The following is a 17,669-nucleotide window of genomic DNA, read 5'->3' as shown; positions in this document are numbered from 1 at the left end:
ATCCTTACCCTAATGGAGTGTGTTGTTATTGTTATCCAGCTCGTCAATTTGATGACGGACTAGCTCAATGGCCGGGTCGTCGGGACATTCATCGACAAAAAAACGTAAATCAGCCTTGGCCAGTTCTGGTCGGTCAATTTGGTTGAGCAAGTACCCTCTGTCGCGCCGCTCATAGGGATCATCACCGAGTAGTTCAATCAGTAATTCCACACAGGCAAGCGCGTCGCCAAAACGTTCAGCACCGATAAAAGCCCATTTTTGATGCGCCAGATACAGCTTATATGCCTCTTCATCAAACACCATCTCAGGTAATGTCTCATTATCAGTTTCCGCGTTTTCAGGCTGTAAATGCCATATCTGTTGCCCAGAGGCGGGTTCTATGAGGTAGTATTCCTGCGCACTAAACGATACCTGCACCATAACACTTTGATCAATCAGTGCAATATCGGCGTTAAAGCGACAATGTTCTAAAATGGCTTGCAGTACAATCGCCAATGATAGGCTGTTACCTGTGCGGTATAGCAAGGTAAAATAAACACTGTTTAGGCGATACTCTGGCATCTCTTGTTGCGTGCCACTGAAGCTCCAGTCACTGTAAAAACAATCAACGATAGCATCAAGCGCTTGGTGTTTATCGCTGTAACGCGCATACACCTCGCTGGCGGCTTGTTGTAACTGTTTGAGTTGAGCAAAGGCATCATCAACATTAGCTTGTGCATGCCACCGAGCTTCAGCTTGAATACACTGAGTGATGGCACTGACACTGTAGCTGTGCTCTAGATCGAATTGGTCATCTAACCACACATCAGACATAGAATAGGGTACATCTCACGAGCTAAAAAAACTGAGCGCTAGTTTACCTAGGATCGTGAAGATATACCAATTTCGGCGGTTTTTAGTGGTTAATTGTTAACTAAAGAAGCCAGATTTCGACCCAGCCAAGTAGCCAATCGCTAAAAGCACGAGGGTATTAACCCCTAACCATAACCATTTTTGGCCTTGTGTAGGCGCTTTAAGCAGCTTAAAACCGATAACAATGTAAGCGACCACTAAAATAATTTTTTGCCATAGCCATGGCACTGCAAGGGGGTTGATACTGGCCACCACAAGCAGCGCAATCGCACTCAGTAGCAGCAAGGTGTCAACAATATGGCTGGATATAAATACTGCTTTATTCGCAGCAATTTTACCACCACCGATACGTGAGAAAGCGCGGGTGTAAAAAAGCACCACACTCAAGACTACAAACAACACATGGGTGTGTTTTAGCGCAATATAATCCATACCATTCCTTAATCTGGGTAGCGCGCTAGAATTGTTTCTAGCGTGTCTAGTTTTTCAATAAATACATCTACGAGCTTGGGCTCAAACTGGGTCCCGCGTAAGCGTTGAATTTCTTCCACGACTTCGGCTTTACCCCAAGGTTCTTTGTAACTGCGCCGATGACGTAAGGCATCATAGACATCTGCCAACGCCACTATGCGGCCAAACACGTGAATATCTTGGCCTTTTTTACCTTGTGGATAGCCACTGCCATCCCACCACTCATGATGCTCTTGAGCAATCGTGGCTCCTGCTTGTACTAAGGGCCGTTTAGAATTAGCTAAAATAGTGTAACCTTTTTGCGCATGCTGTTTCATCACCTGCCATTCGTTCTCATCAAGCTTCCCTGGCTTGTGTAAAATAGCGTCAGGCACGCCCACTTTGCCGACATCATGCAGAGGAGACGCACTGCGCACCAGTTCACACTCTTGCTCACTCAACCCCAAGCCCCGCGCCAACTCATAGCAGATATGCGACACCCGGCGAACGTGATTGCCTGTCTCGTTACTGCGCTGCTCTAACGCCTCGCTTAAGCGCCACACCAACTCCTGCTGAGTGTCTTCTATTTCCGATTGCAGCTGTACATTTTCATACGCAATTTGTACGTTCTGAGCAAAGATTTCAATTAAGTGTCGTTGCGTGGTAGTCAGGTTTTTAGGCACTCCGGAGATATAAAGCAAAGCGCTATTATTGTATTGGCTAGAGCAATGGGCAAACAGATAATCGTCTTTATAGATAATGGTTTTTTCATTGAGCGCTTGTGTACAGGCGCTAAACTGCTCTGCACTGAGGACTTGATCTAGAGATTTACCCTCACTTTGTTCAAACTCCCCCTGACCGGCAAAAACCACTAAGTTTTTCGCATCCTTTTGCTCACTGCTGGCCACTAAAGAGGTCGCATACATGGCCTTATCAACTGAGCCGAGTAAGGAAGTGAGCTGCTGAATTACTCCGTGAATAAAGGTTTCCATGGAGTGGGAAGCAAATATATCTCGCGAAGCAGTGATAATTTTTTCCAGCCCCTGGCGCGATTGCTCGATGGCTAAAATATCACGATACGAGCGCAGGCTGGACATCACTACGGTGAACAGCTTTTGCGCTGTCAGTTCAGTTTTCGACTTGTAATCGTTGATATCGTAATTAACGATGACTTGGCGCTCTGGCGCCTGGCCAGGCTGACCTGTTCTGAGAATAATGCGCACATGATGGTTTTTGGCTTCATGGCGGATGTACTCTGCAACCTTCAAGCCGGCATCATCGGTTTCCATAACCACATCGAGTAGCACAATGGCTGCATCTGGGTGCTGATTAATTAGCTGTTTCGCTTCGCTGCCTGAGTAGGCACTGATAAACTCCAGCCGTTTTTCTTGGAACTCAAAATCACTAAGCGCGAGTTTCGTCACAGCATGGACTTCTGGTTCATCATCAACAATGAGGATTTTCCAAGTTCCAAGGCTATCTTGCTCGACTTCTTCAATTTCCTCATCACTGAATAAAAAGTCTTCGGACATGTTAGTTCCTTTTAAAAATCAACGACCAATGTCACTCCCTAAGCATAGGCCTAAGTTGTGTATTCAGCCAAGGTGATGCGCTCATTTTGACCTAAATCGACCACTGTCCGCGCATTAACGTACCCGTAATTAGTCAACAGTTGCCGTACAGCCTGCCCTTGCTCGAAGCCATGCTCTAACATCAGCGTTGCACCTGGGTGCAAATAAGCGCGTGCTTGGGCAATGATATGGTCAATATCGGCCAAGCCATTGTCGTTGGCAACCAAAGCGCTGAGAGGTTCATAGCGCACATCTCCAACACTCAGGTGAGGGTCGCTCTCATCGATATAGGGCGGGTTACTAACAATAAGGTCAAAGCGCTGGGCGGCAATAGCACTGAACCAATCGCTCTGGTAGATGCGCACGTTTGCAATACCGAGGGACTGTTGGTTGTGCATCGCTAAGGTAACGGCATCGGCACTGGCATCAACCCCTTGCACCTGCCATTGCTGACGTTCACTAGCCAGCGCCAAAGCAATTGCCCCTGTGCCTGTACCGAGGTCTAAAACCTGCGCATTCTCAGGTAGGTCGAGCGCCAACGCCTGTTCAACAAGCGTCTCGGTATCGGGTCTTGGTATTAAGGTGCTACTGTTGACGGCCAATGGTAAGGACCAAAACTCGCGGGTGCCCGTTAAGTGGGCAACGGGCACCCCCTGCAAACGCTGACTTAATAGCTTTTCAAACTCACGCAGTTGACGCTCTTCGAGGGCCTTATCGCCCCAAGCAAATAGGTAGGAGCGTGGTTTACGCAACACGTGTAATAATAATACTTGTGCATCTAGGCGTGGTGATTCACTGCTGTCTGCGAGCGCCGTTGCTGCATTACGCAGCACGGCATCAATAGTCGAACTCGACAATTAGTCGTCACCCATTGCAGCAAGCAAATCGGCTTGGTGTTCAATCAATAGTGGGTCAATCACAGCGCCTAAATCACCGGCAACCACCTCATTCAAACGATACAGGGTAAGGTTAATACGGTGGTCAGTAATACGCCCTTGTGGGTAATTGTATGTACGAATACGCTCTGAGCGGTCGCCACTGCCCACCAAGTTACGACGCTGGCTGGCCTCTTCTGCCTGACGTTTTTCTGTTTCCGCTTGCTCTAAGCGAGCAGCAAGAACCGACATTGCTTTAGCGCGGTTTTTATGTTGTGAACGTTCATCCTGACACTCAACCACAACGCCTGTAGGAATGTGGGTAATACGAATAGCAGAGTCGGTTTTGTTAACGTGCTGTCCACCGGCACCCGAGGCGCGGAAGGTATCCACTTTAATATCTGCGGTATTAATTTCGATGGCTTCGGCTTCTGGGATCTCAGGCATAACCGCGACCGTACATGCAGAGGTATGAACACGCCCTTGCGATTCCGTCTCAGGCACACGCTGCACTCGGTGCGCACCGGATTCAAACTTTAGCTTACCGTATACGCCGTCGCCTTTGATATTGGCAATCACCTCTTTATAACCGCCGTGTTCACCTTCGTTAGCGCTGACTAGCTCTACTTGCCACTTCTGAGTTTCTGCATAGCGGCTGTACATACGGAATAGATCGCCTGCGAAAATAGCCGCTTCATCACCGCCCGTACCGGCCCGCACTTCTAAGAACACATTGTTGTTATCACGAGGGTCGCGAGGCAACATCAATACTTGCAATTGCTCTTCTAAGCTCTCCACTTGAGCTTTTGCTTCTTTGTATTCTTCTTGCGCCATTTCACGCATATCAGGATCGGAATCTTTGAGCATTTCTTGTGCTGTGCCCACATCTTCTTGTGCTTGCTGATAGCCGGTAAAGGCTTTAGCCACTTCTTCTAATTCTGCATATTCTTTGGATAAAGCACGAAACCTATCTTGATCACCTATCACTTCAGGATCACTCAGTAGCGCTTGAACTTCTTCATAACGCTCCACTAAGGTTTCTAGCTTGCGGTATACCGACTCTTTCATGTGTTTGTTATTCCTGATTAATTCCTAACATTTTTTGCATTTGTGCCAGCTGCCCCACTTCGCCTTTCTCGGCCGCATCTTTAATCGCCTTAGTAGGCGCATGCATCAGTCGATTAGTGAGTTTATTCGCGAGCTCAACCATGATTTTCTCTGGCTCTTTGCCACTGGCTAGCTGAGCCATTGCTCGCTCAAGGAGTTGTTCTTTCGTTTGCGTCACATCATTACGATAATCGCGGATGAGTCCCACTGAATCGAGAGACTTTAGCCAATTATCAAACTCGCTGACTCGCGCAGTGATAATCTGCTCGGCTTCTTTTGCTGCTTGCTCTCGCGTTGCCATATTTTCGCTGACGATCGCTTGCAAGTCATCCACTGAATATAAATAGGCGTTATCCAGCTCCGCTACTTGGCTTTCGATATCCCGTGGAACAGCGATATCAATCAACAACATAGGTTTGTTTTTACGCTTTTTCAGCGCCTGCTCAATCACCCCTTTACCGATAATGGGCAACGTACTGGCCGTTGAGCTGATGACAATATCGGCCTGTGGTAATTGTTCCGGCAACTGCGCTAAGGATATCACGCCAGCGGCGAACTCGTCGGCTAAATTTCGGGCGCGGTCGATGGTACGGTTGGCAACAGTCATTGATTGGGGTGAGTGCTGATGAATATGTCTGGCAACCAGCTCAATGGTTTCACCAGCGCCAATGAGTAGCACACGAGTGTTATCTAGCTTGCCATAAATATGTTTGGCTAAATTCACTGCAGCGTAGGCCACCGACACCGCACTGGCACCAATATTCGTCTCGGTACGCACCTGTTTCGCGACAGAGAACGTTTTTTGAAATAAGCGCTCGAATAAGACCCCAACGCCGCCATTCTTTTTAGCGCTGGCGTACGCTTGTTTTATTTGCCCAAGAATTTGCGGCTCACCCAGTACTAATGAATCAAGACCGCAGGCCACCTTCATCAAATGATAGATAGCTTGGCTGTGATCAAAGCTGTACACGTTTTCCGCCAGTTCTTTGCTATCAAGTTGGTGAAACTGCGCGAGCCACTGCAACACTTGCTCCGGAGTACCGCTCTCAAGTGAACAATATATTTCAGTGCGATTGCAGGTCGAGACGATCACGGACTCGGCAAACTCATCTTGCATTGTGAGTTGCCGTAGTGCACGGTCAAGTTGTTCAGGAGAGAAGGCTACTCTCTCGCGCAAATCAACCGATGCTGTTTTGTGATTAATACCCAGTGCGACTATGGTCATGGTGGACAACTATTGCTTAACAACCAATTTTATTAAATACTTACTCATTCTTTAAATTAGCGCATAGATGGATAGCTTCTGCCAAACAGATTTTATCGATGGCAGTAAACGAATTCGTCGACGCTAAATGAAAATCGCTTGCAATAACATTGGTCTGAACCTGCTTCAAGCGAATAATTTTACGAAAATCAAGCGAATAAGGAAAGGCGGGAAAGACATTTGATTAACTTTCGATTGATTTTGCTGGTGTTTTTTTTGTTTCTCACAGGCTGTGTACAAACAATCCCGGAATCCACACCACCTAGCGACACTTGGCGCACCTCCCTCAAGCAAATAAAACACTTTCGCAGTGAAGGTAAAATGGCGTTTATTTCACCACAGAAGCGGCAATCAGCTAATTTTGTTTGGCAACAACAAGGCGATGAATACAGCCTCGATTTAAACACCTTTATCGGCACCAACGTTTTGCGCTTAAAACGCCACCCCTATATCGTTGAGCTGGATATCGATGGCGAACAATATCAAGGACATAACGCACAGAGCTTAGTGTATCGTTTAAGCGGTTGGCTGTTACCTTTAGATACCCCAGAACAATGGCTGTTAGCGGCCTACGACGCCGAGTCAGCTCAGTTTGATCAACAACAACGCGTACGTAGCGCCAGCTGGCTGAGCCCGGATAATCGTCAGTGGCAGATTCGTTACCAAAATTACGAGGCTATTCAGGGCGTTTGGCTACCCACGCGTATCACCCTGAGCCACGATACTCTGCGCGTGAAGTTATTAATTAATGAATGGCAACTGCAATGAACTCTTGTGCACTTAGCGTGATAGCACCGGCTAAACTTAATTTGTTTTTGCATATAACGGGGCGTCGGGATGACGGCTATCATGAATTGGAAACCCTTTTCACTTTTCTTGACCACGGCGATGAGTTGCACTTTCAACCACGCCAAGACTCACGCCTCGAGTTGGCGCCAATGAATGGCGTGGCCAACGAGGATAACCTTATTTTCCGCGCTGGCGAACTTTTGCGCCAAGCCTATCAGCAGCGTGGTCTCGAAGTGTGCGGAGTGAATATTGATATCGACAAGCGATTGCCTATGGGCGGCGGCGTCGGCGGTGGTTCATCGGATGCAGCAACAACCCTACTTGCTCTTAATTCACTGTGGGGCAACAAGCTGAGCCTGGATGAGCTAGCAGAATTAGGCATTCAACTCGGTGCCGATGTGCCCGTGTTTATAGGCGGGCGCAGTGCCCTAGCGCGAGGGGTTGGTGAACAATTACAAGCGGTTGATGTACCACAACACTGGTATTTGGTAGTACATCCACAAGTGCATATAAGCACCGCAGCGGTATTTGGCCACCCTGATTTACCTCGAGATAGCGCCCCCCTACCACAGCAATGGCAGCATGCAGAGCATAGAAATGACTGTGAAGCACTGGTCAAAAAGCTCTACAGCGAGGTTGAAAAAACACTGCAGTGGTTGCTAAAATACGCCCCGTCGAGAATGACTGGCACTGGGGCGTGTTGTTTCGCCGCGTTCGATAGCGAGCGCGCAGCGTTAGACGTTCTAGAAAAGCTGCCCACCGAGTGGCAAGGCTTTGTTGCCAAAAGTTTAAATCAATCTCCTGCTCATACAGCGCTTGGTTTAAACTAATGTAGAAGTAAAGTGTTTAAGTTAGCCTGCAAATTCACTTGCATGTTAGTCCAAAATTTCAGTGCCCGAGGAACCCTACCGTGCCAGACATGAAGCTCTTCGCTGGTAATGCAACGCCTGACCTAGCTCAAAAAGTTGCAAAACGTTTATATATCGAACTAGGCGATGCCGAAGTTGGTCGTTTTAGCGACGGTGAAATCAGTGTATCTATTAATGAAAACGTCCGTGGCTCGGACGTTTTTATTATCCAGTCTACCTGTGCGCCGACCAACGACAACCTGATGGAATTAATCGTCATGGTTGATGCGCTGCGCCGCGCTTCAGCTGGGCGTATCACCGCTGTACTGCCGTACTTTGGTTATGCCCGTCAAGATCGCCGTGTGCGTTCTGCTCGTGTGCCAATCACTGCCAAAGTTGTTGCTGATTTCTTATCAAGTGTTGGCGTCGACCGTGTGCTAACGGTAGACCTCCACGCCGAGCAAATCCAAGGCTTTTTCGATGTGCCGGTGGACAACGTATTTGGCAGCCCTGTACTTATCGAAGACATGGCTCAGCGTGATTTTGACGACGTCGTCGTTGTCTCACCTGACATTGGTGGCGTAGTTCGCGCCCGTGCTATTGCGAAGTTACTTGATGACAAAGACCTCGCTATTATTGATAAGCGTCGTCCTCAAGCCAATGTGTCTCAGGTTATGCACATCATTGGTGATGTCAAAGGTCGCGACTGTATTATCGTTGATGACATGATTGATACTGGCGGCACACTCTGTAAAGCTGCTGAAGCATTAAAAGAACATGGCGCTAAACGCGTGTTTGCTTATGCCACCCACCCAGTATTATCCGGTAATGCAGCTGAAAATCTGCGTAATTCAGTAATTGACGAAGTCATTGTCACCGACTCAATTCCGTTGTCAGATGAGCTTAAAGCCTTGGACAATATCAAGGTATTAACCTTGGCTGATATGATGGCCGAGACCATCCGCCGTATTAGCAACGAAGAATCTATTTCGGCGATGTTTGAGCACTAAAGCTGCTTCGCCGATGAGCTCAAATAGAAAACACCGCCTCGGCGGTGTTTTTTTTATTCTGCTGTTTATTTTAACCAAGGCCGGTGGTACTATAGCGCGCCTTTTTTAATTGGCTGTGGTGTTACATCGCTTGCCAATTGGGTTAAGGCCTTTGGTCGCGAAGGTCTTACACTATATTAATTTGATAATTTGGAGACATCATGTCTAACGATTTTTACACATTTGATGCAGAAGTACGTACAGAGCTAGGTACTGGTGCGAGCCGCCGCCTACGTCGTGCAGACAAAGTTCCTGCGATCCTTTACGGTGCAGGCAAAGACGCTGTATCACTAACGCTTGACCACAACAAAGTGAACCAAGCACAAGACCACGAAGGTTTCTACACGCACATTCTTACCCTGAACATCGGTGGTGAGTCTGTTGAAGCGATTCTTAAAGACATTCACCGTCACCCGTTCAAGCCTAAGATCACTCACTTAGACTTCCAACGTGTTGACCCGAACTCTAAGATCCACACTAACGTGCCAATTCACTTCATCGGTGATGAAGAAGTTAGCAAAAAAGGTGCAACTGCTGTTCACCAACTAACTGAAATCGAAATCACGTGTCTACCTAAAGCGCTACCTGAGTTCATCGAAGTAAGCGTAGCTGACCTAGTTCCTGGTGATTCACTACACCTATCTGAGATCAAACTACCAGCAGGTGTTGTTTCAGTAGAACTAGCTAAAGGCGCTGACCACGACCAAGCGGTTGTAACTGTCAACGCTAACAAAGCTGCTCCAGCTGAAGACTCAGAAGAAGCGTCTGATAGCGACGCAGAATAAGGTTTAAGGTGTTAGCACCTTGAATACTATTCAAATGCTAGTGGGCCTGGCTAATCCAGGCCCCGAATATCAAAAGACCCGCCATAATGCAGGGGCCTGGTTTATCGAAGAACTGGCCGCACGCTATAACTGCACTCTAAAACCTGACGCAAAACATCACGGATTAACCGGCAAAGTTATTATCGGTGACAGCGAATTTAAGCTTCTGATTCCAACCACTTATATGAATCTCAGTGGTAAATCTGTGGCCAGTTTAGCTAACTTTTACAAAATCCCCGTTGAGCATATTCTTGTTGCTCATGACGAGATGGATTTAGAACCGGGCATCGCTAAGTTAAAAAAAGGCGGTGGACACGGCGGTCACAACGGACTAAAAGATATCATTGCGAAAATGGCTAACAACAAAGAATTTATGCGTTTGCGTATAGGTATTGGCCACCCAGGTCACCGTGATAAAGTGACCGGTTGGGTATTAGGCAAGGCGCCTCAAGCTGATCAGGAGAAGATCGACGCCGCAGTTGATGAGGCTGTGCGCTGCATGGATATTTTGGCGAAAGACGGTGTGCTTAAAGCACAAAACAGACTCCACTCATTTAAGCCATAATGACGCGTGGCTTGAACACAAACAGGTATACATAATATGGGTTTTAAATGTGGTATTGTTGGCTTGCCTAATGTTGGTAAATCAACCCTTTTCAACGCGCTTACCAAAGCTGGTATTGAAGCGCAAAACTTCCCCTTTTGTACTATCGAGCCAAATACAGGCGTTGTTCCAGTACCCGACGCACGCTTAAACCAGCTTGCAGAGATTGTTAACCCACAACGTGTTCTACCTACGACCATGGAGTTCGTTGATATCGCTGGTTTGGTAAAAGGCGCTTCGAAAGGTGAAGGTCTTGGGAACCAATTCCTCGCCAATATTCGCGAAACCGATGCGATTGGTCATGTTGTGCGCTGCTTTGAAAATGACAATATTGTCCACGTTGCCGGGCAAATCGACCCTGCCGATGATATTGAAGTTATCAATACTGAGCTTGTGTTGGCTGACATGGACAGTGCTGATAAAGCGCTACTACGTCAAGCAAAGAAAGCCAAAGGCGGCGACAAAGACGCAAAATTCGAGATAAGTGTGCTTGAGAAAGTAAAAGCGCATTTAGATGAAGGCTTAACACTGCGCTCACTCCGCTTGGAAAAAGAAGAAAAAGCAGCCATTGATTACTTAAACTTCTTAACCATTAAGCCAACTATGTACATCGCCAATGTCAACGAAGACGGCTTTGAAAATAACCCGCATTTAGAAACCGTGCGCGAGATTGCTGCGAATGAAGATGCAGTGGTCATTCCGGTTTGTGCAGCCATAGAAGCTGAACTGTCAGAGCTTGAAGAAGACGAGCGCAATGAATTTATGGAAGATTTAGGCCTTGAAGAACCAGGCTTAAACCGAGTGATTCGTGGCGGCTACGAGTTGCTACAGCTGCAAACTTACTTCACTGCGGGCGTCAAAGAGGTTCGTGCTTGGACGATTCCTGTTGGTGCAACAGCGCCACAAGCAGCAGGAAAAATACATACGGATTTCGAAAAAGGCTTTATCCGTGCACAAACAATCGCGTTTGATGACTACATTGAATACAAGGGCGAAAATGGCGCAAAAGAAGCTGGAAAAATGCGTCAAGAAGGCAAGGACTACATTGTTAAAGATGGCGATGTAATGAACTTCTTGTTCAACGTGTAATAAACACCGCTTCAATGAGCCCGCTTTATTAGCGGGCTTTTTTGTTTGTGAGTGAGAAAAAGAAGCTGTTTTTTATTCGCTTCGCTTGTTTTTCAGGCAAACAATTCATCCTCGTTATGTTTTTACTAAAAAGGTGTTGACGCGCTTTCGGCAGATCAGCATAATACGCCCCGCATCAGCGATGATGAACAAGTAAAAGTTGGCTACGTAGCTCAGTTGGTTAGAGCACATCACTCATAATGATGGGGTCCCCTGTTCAAATCAGGGCGTAGCCACCATTTTCTTTCTACCAATAAGAAAATGAAAATTACTTTATGCGGAAGTGGCGGAATTGGTAGACGCGCTGGATTTAGGTTCCAGTATCTTCGGATGTGAGAGTTCAAGTCTCTCCTTCCGCACCATGTTCTCGATAAGAACTGAAATTATCAAATTTGATTTCGTTGGAGTATCGCCAAGCGGTAAGGCAGCGGGTTTTGATCCCGCCATTCCCAGGTTCAAATCCTGGTACTCCAGCCAACTTTTCTGAAGTTGAGGAATGAACTTAGGCTTAAGTTCCAAAATGCTCCAGATTATATTGCGGAAGTGGCGGAATTGGTAGACGCGCTGGATTTAGGTTCCAGTATCTTCGGATGTGAGAGTTCAAGCCTCTCCTTCCGCACCATGTTCTCGATAAGAACTAAAATTATCATTTTCTATAGCTGGAGTATCGCCAAGCGGTAAGGGCAGAAGAGAGAGGTTTTGATCCCTCACTCATCCACCCCCAGATTCAAATCCTGGTCCACAAAATAGATTTGAGATTTCGTTGGAGTATCGCCAAGCGGTAAGGCAGCGGGTTTTGATCCCGCCATTCCCAGGTTCAAATCCTGGTACTCCAGCCAACTTTTCTGAAGTTGAGGAATGAGCCTAGGCTTAAGTTCCAAAATGCTCCAGATTATATTGCGGAAGTGGCGGAATTGGTAGACGCGCTGGATTTAGGTTCCAGTATCTTCGGATGTGAGAGTTCAAGTCTCTCCTTCCGCACCATGTTCTTGATAGGAACTGAAATTATCAAATTTGATTTCATTGGAGTATCGCCTCGCCACGAAGTGGAAGCGGTAAGGGCAGAAGAGAGAGGTTTTGTTCCCTCACTCATCCACCCCCAGATTCAAATCCTGGTCCACAAATAGATTTGAGATTTCGTTGGAGTATCGCCAAGCGGTAAGGCAGCGGGTTTTGATCCCGCCATTCCCAGGTTCAAATCCTGGTACTCCAGCCATTGGCTACGTAGCTCAGTTGGTTAGAGCACATCACTCATAATGATGGGGTCCCCTGTTCAAATCAGGGCGTAGCCACCATTTTCTTTCTACCAATAAGAAAATGAAAAATACACTATGCGGGAGTGGCGGAATTGGTAGACGCGCTGGATTTAGGTTCCAGTATCTTCGGATGTGTGAGTTCAAGTCTCACCTTCCGCACCATGTTCTCGATAAGAACTAAAATAATCATCCTGGATTGCTGGAGTATCGCCAAGCGGTAAGGGCAGAAGAGAGAGGTTTTGATCCCTCACTCATCCACCCCCAGATTCAAATCCTGGTCCACAAATAGATTTGAGATTTCGTTGGAGTATCGCCAAGCGGTAAGGCAGCGGGTTTTGATCCCGCCATTCCCAGGTTCAAATCCTGGTACTCCAGCCAACTTTCCTAAAGTTGAGGAATGAGCCTAGTGTCTCTAACTAGACGCTCTAATTAGGTTTCTTTAGGTAAAGTAAAAAATGCGGAAGTGGCGGAATTGGTAGACGCGCTGGATTTAGGTTCCAGTATCTTCGGATGTGAGAGTTCAAGTCTCTCCTTCCGCACCATTTTTATTATCTCACCTTTTATACATCACCATAGTCTAAGCACTACTTGCTTATCGCGACCACCTATAAGCATTTATAGAATTCACTTAATAAAAAATCCGGCACGGCTGCAAGATGGCGATTGATCTAGTGACCAATCGCGTATTTTAGTACCCAATCTTTTATCGGCCCAGCCTGGTTTGCTGCGCGTAAAAATAGATTGCGCCCCCATTTTAATGGCCCACTCTCATTAGAGAACCCCCAATAACATGCATCCATTGTGCTCATCATAGCCAAGTTGGCATACCGGCGCGCTTGCCAATAACGCTGCAATGCAATATCAATGGGGTTGTCATTTTGTAACTGTGCATTAAGCGCCACTACATCAGCAAAGCCGAGATTGACCCCCTGCCCTGCCAACGGGTTGATGGTATGAGCGGCATCCCCGATTAACACGCAGCGTCCTTGAACATAGCGCTGAGCATGGGCTCTGGTAAGCGGAAAAACCGCCACAGACTCAATATCAAAATCACCTGGCAAGCTTGGGAAATGAGTAATAATCTCTTGTTTCAGTTGCTCTTTTGGTAAAGCCTTTAAACGAGCTAAGTGATCACCATGGTGATACCAAATCAAGTTGGCATAAGGCGCCTGCATGGGTAGAAACGCCACTGGCCCGGTGCGCTGAAATTGCTGCCAAGTACGCACCTGCTGCGGGGCATCAAGCTTAACCAATATGCCCATACAATGCTGCTGATATTGCCACCCCTCGCTACCTATTCCTAACATCGAGCGTACAGCGGAACGCCCGCCATCGGCAGCAATGAGTAGATCGCCTTGATACTGCTTTGCCCCTAAGGTCAGTGTTACTTGCTCACCGTCATCGTCAATCGCACTTATTGGCTCAGCACTTTCGATAGCTGTAATATCGTACTGTGAGAATTGTTGCCATAACGCTGCTTGAATCACGTTGTTTTCAATGAGGTGACCTAAATGGGTTAACCCCAGCTGTTCTGCGGTAAATAATAAACGCGCGTTGGGCTGCTCAAAGGCTTCTAACTCTGTGTATGGCGCGCTACGCGTCGCTTTAATCGCCGCCATAGCTCCGAGCTCATCAAGCAATCGCTCGGAGGCACGATTTATCGCTGAGACACGAATATCAACACGGCTGTTTTGCAAATCAGTAGTGGCATCTGGAAAGTGGCGCTCAAATACCGTCACCTTAATGCCTTGTTGCGCCAGCTTAATGGCACAAGCAGCTCCGACCATACCGCCACCGACGATTAGCACATTTTTTACACTCATGGCCTATTGCCTCTAAATGCTTCAATATTATGGTGATTGTAACTCAGTTAAGGCAATGGTGGCAGTCTAAGCGCAGGCTAAAGCGTGTTGCTTTGATGTCATCCTGTGTCACAGTGTAAATATCAAATCTATACTTGGCTCATAGCGCGATAGCATATAAAATACGCGTCCTTTAGGCGAAGCTCGGGCCATTAGTCCAACCCAAAGCTCTGTCGTGCATTATCTACCGGATTGAAAGCGAGGCATTATCTCAATGAGTAAAAAGCTGCATATAAAAACCTGGGGTTGTCAGATGAATGAATATGACTCCCAGAAAATGGCCGATCTACTTGATGACACCAATGGTTATCAGTTGACCGAAGAAGCCAGCGATGCGGATGTCATTTTACTTAACACCTGCTCAATCCGTGAGAAGGCACAAGAAAAAGTATTCCATCAACTTGGCCGCTGGAAACTACTCAAAGAGCAAAACCCCGATTTAGTTATCGGTGTTGGTGGCTGCGTAGCTTCACAAGAGGGTGATACCATTCGCCAACGTGCGCCTTTCGTAGATATCGTGTTCGGCCCACAAACATTGCACCGCTTGCCTGAAATGATTCAACAAGTGCAGGCGAAAGAAGGTTCAGTGGTTGATATCACTTTTCCTGAAATCGAAAAGTTTGACCGTTTGCCAGAGCCCAAAGCGGAAGGACCCAGTGCCTTTGTATCGATTATGGAAGGCTGTTCAAAATACTGCACGTTCTGCGTGGTGCCCTACACTCGTGGTGAAGAAGTAAGCCGCCCTCTGGATGATGTACTTTTAGAAGTTGCGCAACTGGCTGAGCAAGGCGTGCGTGAAGTGAATCTGCTGGGTCAAAACGTTAACGCATATCGTGGCGAGACGCATGACGGCGAAATCTGTTACTTTTCTGACTTACTGCGTTATGTGGCCGCTATCGATGGTATTGATCGCATTCGCTACACGACCTCGCACCCTGTTGAGTTTACGCCTGATATTATTGATGCCTATGCTGATGTACCTGAGTTAGTTGATCACTTACACTTGCCAGTACAAAGTGGTTCAGACCGCGTGTTAAACCTAATGAAGCGTGGCCACACGGCCATTGAATATAAGTCGACTATTCGCAAGCTGCGTAAGATTCGCCCTAATATCAGTATGAGCTCAGACTTTATTATCGGCTTCCCAGGCGAAACCACCGAAGACTTTGAAGCAACCATGAAGCTTATCAACGACATCGGCTTTGATATGAGCTTCAGCTTTATTTACAGTGCCCGCCCTGGTACACCCGCAGCAGACTTGCCGGATGACGTCAGCGAAGACGAGAAAAAGCAGCGCCTATACATTTTACAAGATCGCATCAACCAAATGGCACAGAAAATCAGCCGTGATATGTTTGCTACTGAGCAGCGTATTTTGGTGGAAGGGCCTTCGAAAAAGAATCCTATGGAGCTGCGTGGACGCACCGAAAATAACCGTGTAGTTAACTTCGAGGGTCCACATTCTGTGATCGGCCAATTTGTTGATGTCCGTATTACTGAAGCGTTGCCTAATTCACTGCGTGGAGAACTGCTGCGCACTGAAGATGAAATGAATCTACGTCGCGATGTCGCGCCGAGCGACATTCTTGCCAAAGCACCGAGCGAGCCGCAAGCCAATGACATCGGCGTCGGTACATTCACCCCGAATTAAAATAATCGTGCGCTGCGTTTACGCAGCGCCAAGCAACAGGAAGCAACTTTGAGTAACCAGCTGAAGAATATCGATATATACTTAGAACCGTCAGACAATGCCCGCCTTTCTTCTTTGTGTGGACCCTTCGACGAAAATATTAAGCACATCGAGCGTCGTCTGGGAGTTGAAATTGCACACCGCGAAAACCTCTTTAAAGTCACCGGCAAGCCGCACACTGCAAAAGCTGCCGGGGAAATTCTAAAAAATCTTTACGTTGATACGGCTCCTGTTAAAGGTAAGCAAAAAGAGATCGAACCTGAACACGTACACTTAGCCATCACCGAAGCTGATGTGCTCGAACAAGAGCAGCCCAGTGTGTGGGGTAAAGAAGTGTTTATTAAAACCCGCCGTGGCGTCATCAAACCGCGTAACCCCAATCAAAGTCAGTATGTAGCTAATATCTTAAATCACGACATTAGCTTCGGTATTGGCCCAGCAGGGACCGGGAAAACTTACTTAGCCGTAGCCGCTGCCGTCGATGCCCTCGAACGCCAAGAGATTCGCCGTATTCTATTGACCCGCCCAGCGGTTGAAGCGGGTGAAAAACTAGGCTTTTTACCTGGTGACCTTACCCAAAAAATCGATCCTTACCTGCGCCCGCTTTATGATGCTTTATTTGAAATGCTTGGCTTTGAGAAGGTTGAGCGACTCATAGAGAAAAACGTCATCGAAGTGGCCCCGTTGGCGTATATGCGTGGTCGCACGTTGAATGACGCTTTTATCATTCTTGATGAGAGCCAAAATACCACAGTGGAACAAATGAAGATGTTCCTAACCCGTATTGGCTTTAATTCAAAAGCGGTGATCACCGGTGATATTACGCAGGTCGACTTGCCTCGCGGCGCGCGCTCAGGCCTGCGTCATGCAATTGAGGTGCTCAGTGATGTTGAGGCCATCAGCTTTAACTTTTTCCAAGCTCATGATGTGGTGCGCCACCCCGTGGTCGCTGCTATTGTTGAAGCTTACGAAAGCCATGATGAAGCACAGCGCGCCAAACGCGCCGCTAAAGAGCAAAATAAAAAAGAGTCTGACTCATGACCACCACTGTCGATCTGCAACTTGCTTGTGAATTTGATAATTTACCGAGCGCTGAGCAATTTCAGCGCTGGGCCGCGTTGGTGCTTGATGAGCTTAAGCCCAACAGCGAAATAACTATTCGTATCAGCGATGCAGAGGAAAGCCAAAGCCTCAACCATAGTTACCGAGGCAAAGATAAACCGACCAATGTTTTGTCTTTTGAGTTCGATGCCCCCCCAGGTGTAGAGCTACCTTTAGTTGGGGATTTGATTATTTGCCCCGAAGTGGTATATCGTGAGTCTTTGGAGCAGCAAAAAAGCTTTCATGACCACTTTGCCCACATGGTGGTACACGGGTGCTTGCATTTACTTGGCTATGACCATATAAATGACGCTGATGCCCAAGAAATGGAAGCGATTGAGAAACGCCTGTTGGCAACCATTGATATCAGCGACCCATACAGGGATGATGAGTGTTAAT

16 protein-coding genes and 11 tRNA genes are annotated in these 17,669 nt (G+C 47.2%); 20 read left to right on the top strand and 7 right to left on the bottom strand.

Features of this window, described 5'->3' with window-relative positions; genetic code table 11:
* Positions 1-9: 9 nt before the first annotated feature.
* The 6 genes from PRUTH_RS02710 to hemA form a co-directional block, all read right to left on the bottom strand.
* Positions 10-813, bottom strand: coding sequence for a tetratricopeptide repeat protein (locus tag PRUTH_RS02710; protein WP_022944693.1), 804 nt, complete (start codon positions 811-813; stop codon positions 10-12).
* Positions 814-909: 96 nt separating this feature from the next.
* On the bottom strand, positions 910-1,284 hold the full coding sequence (locus PRUTH_RS02705) for a SirB2 family protein (protein WP_022944692.1): 375 nt from the start codon (positions 1,282-1,284) through the stop codon (positions 910-912).
* Between the two features lie 8 nt (positions 1,285-1,292).
* Positions 1,293-2,834, bottom strand: coding sequence for a response regulator (locus PRUTH_RS02700; RefSeq protein WP_045979732.1), 1,542 nt, complete (start codon positions 2,832-2,834; stop codon positions 1,293-1,295).
* A 50-nt stretch (positions 2,835-2,884) separates the two neighbouring features.
* Positions 2,885-3,730, bottom strand: a complete 846-nt coding sequence (gene prmC, locus PRUTH_RS02695) for a peptide chain release factor N(5)-glutamine methyltransferase (protein ID WP_151172462.1) — start codon at positions 3,728-3,730, stop codon at positions 2,885-2,887.
* Positions 3,731-4,816 carry a peptide chain release factor 1 gene (gene prfA, locus PRUTH_RS02690; protein WP_151172461.1) on the bottom strand — a complete coding sequence of 362 codons (1,086 nt, stop codon included), beginning with the start codon at positions 4,814-4,816 and terminating at the stop codon, positions 3,731-3,733.
* Between the two features lie 7 nt (positions 4,817-4,823).
* Complete coding sequence (hemA, locus tag PRUTH_RS02685; protein ID WP_151172460.1) at positions 4,824-6,080, bottom strand: glutamyl-tRNA reductase; 1,257 nt, start codon at positions 6,078-6,080, stop codon at positions 4,824-4,826.
* A 219-nt stretch (positions 6,081-6,299) separates the two neighbouring features.
* On the opposite strand from hemA, the gene lolB reads away from it, so the two are divergent.
* The 17 genes from lolB (at position 6,300) to PRUTH_RS02600 (ending at position 13,159) form a co-directional block, all read left to right on the top strand.
* Complete coding sequence (gene lolB / locus PRUTH_RS02680) at positions 6,300-6,887, top strand: lipoprotein insertase outer membrane protein LolB (RefSeq protein WP_151172459.1); 588 nt, start codon at positions 6,300-6,302, stop codon at positions 6,885-6,887.
* Positions 6,884-7,738: a 4-(cytidine 5'-diphospho)-2-C-methyl-D-erythritol kinase gene (ispE, locus tag PRUTH_RS02675; RefSeq protein WP_138547607.1), complete on the top strand. Its 855-nt coding sequence runs from the start codon at positions 6,884-6,886 to the stop codon at positions 7,736-7,738. Before lolB ends, ispE begins: the two co-directional genes overlap by 4 nt.
* A gap of 80 nt (positions 7,739-7,818) precedes the next feature.
* A complete protein-coding gene (locus PRUTH_RS02670) occupies positions 7,819-8,766 on the top strand; it encodes a ribose-phosphate pyrophosphokinase (protein WP_022944685.1) in 948 nt (315 codons plus the stop codon).
* A gap of 200 nt (positions 8,767-8,966) precedes the next feature.
* Entirely contained in the window at positions 8,967-9,590 is a 624-nt protein-coding gene (locus PRUTH_RS02665; protein ID WP_022944684.1) for a 50S ribosomal protein L25/general stress protein Ctc, read from the top strand.
* 19 nt (positions 9,591-9,609) lie between these two features.
* Complete coding sequence (pth, locus tag PRUTH_RS02660; protein WP_022944683.1) at positions 9,610-10,194, top strand: aminoacyl-tRNA hydrolase; 585 nt, start codon at positions 9,610-9,612, stop codon at positions 10,192-10,194.
* A 36-nt stretch (positions 10,195-10,230) separates the two neighbouring features.
* On the top strand, positions 10,231-11,322 hold the full coding sequence (ychF, locus tag PRUTH_RS02655) for a redox-regulated ATPase YchF (RefSeq protein WP_022944682.1): 1,092 nt from the start codon (positions 10,231-10,233) through the stop codon (positions 11,320-11,322).
* A gap of 201 nt (positions 11,323-11,523) precedes the next feature.
* Positions 11,524-11,600: transfer RNA gene (locus PRUTH_RS02650), tRNA-Met, on the top strand.
* A 38-nt stretch (positions 11,601-11,638) separates the two neighbouring features.
* Positions 11,639-11,723 (top strand) — tRNA-Leu (locus PRUTH_RS02645).
* 40 nt (positions 11,724-11,763) lie between these two features.
* Positions 11,764-11,838: transfer RNA gene (locus tag PRUTH_RS02640), tRNA-Gln, on the top strand.
* A gap of 60 nt (positions 11,839-11,898) precedes the next feature.
* Positions 11,899-11,983: transfer RNA gene (locus PRUTH_RS02635), tRNA-Leu, on the top strand.
* Positions 11,984-12,125: 142 nt separating this feature from the next.
* Positions 12,126-12,200 (top strand) — tRNA-Gln (locus PRUTH_RS02630).
* A gap of 60 nt (positions 12,201-12,260) precedes the next feature.
* Positions 12,261-12,345, top strand: a tRNA-Leu gene (locus PRUTH_RS02625).
* 157 nt (positions 12,346-12,502) lie between these two features.
* A tRNA-Gln gene (locus PRUTH_RS02620) sits at positions 12,503-12,577 on the top strand.
* Between the two features lie 2 nt (positions 12,578-12,579).
* A tRNA-Met gene (locus PRUTH_RS02615) sits at positions 12,580-12,656 on the top strand.
* 38 nt (positions 12,657-12,694) lie between these two features.
* Positions 12,695-12,779: transfer RNA gene (locus tag PRUTH_RS02610), tRNA-Leu, on the top strand.
* Between the two features lie 141 nt (positions 12,780-12,920).
* Positions 12,921-12,995, top strand: a tRNA-Gln gene (locus PRUTH_RS02605).
* 79 nt (positions 12,996-13,074) lie between these two features.
* Positions 13,075-13,159 (top strand) — tRNA-Leu (locus PRUTH_RS02600).
* A 126-nt stretch (positions 13,160-13,285) separates the two neighbouring features.
* Here PRUTH_RS02600 and PRUTH_RS02595 read toward each other — a convergent pair.
* A complete protein-coding gene (locus PRUTH_RS02595; RefSeq protein ID WP_151172458.1) occupies positions 13,286-14,440 on the bottom strand; it encodes an FAD-dependent oxidoreductase in 1,155 nt (384 codons plus the stop codon).
* Between the two features lie 253 nt (positions 14,441-14,693).
* On the opposite strand from PRUTH_RS02595, the gene miaB reads away from it, so the two are divergent.
* From miaB to ybeY, 3 genes are read left to right on the top strand one after another with little or no spacing between them, the layout of a single operon-like run.
* Complete coding sequence (miaB, locus tag PRUTH_RS02590; RefSeq protein ID WP_022944680.1) at positions 14,694-16,130, top strand: tRNA (N6-isopentenyl adenosine(37)-C2)-methylthiotransferase MiaB; 1,437 nt, start codon at positions 14,694-14,696, stop codon at positions 16,128-16,130.
* Between the two features lie 48 nt (positions 16,131-16,178).
* Entirely contained in the window at positions 16,179-17,210 is a 1,032-nt protein-coding gene (locus PRUTH_RS02585; protein WP_022944679.1) for a PhoH family protein, read from the top strand.
* Complete coding sequence (ybeY, locus tag PRUTH_RS02580; RefSeq protein ID WP_053911201.1) at positions 17,207-17,668, top strand: rRNA maturation RNase YbeY; 462 nt, start codon at positions 17,207-17,209, stop codon at positions 17,666-17,668. Before PRUTH_RS02585 ends, ybeY begins: the two co-directional genes overlap by 4 nt.
* Position 17,669 lies beyond the last annotated feature (1 nt).

It is taken from the genome of Pseudoalteromonas ruthenica (assembly GCF_008808095.1).
GTDB lineage: Bacteria > Pseudomonadota > Gammaproteobacteria > Enterobacterales > Alteromonadaceae > Pseudoalteromonas > Pseudoalteromonas ruthenica.
Note: the sequence above shows the minus strand (reverse complement) of the source record. Positions and strands in the feature narration are given on the sequence as shown.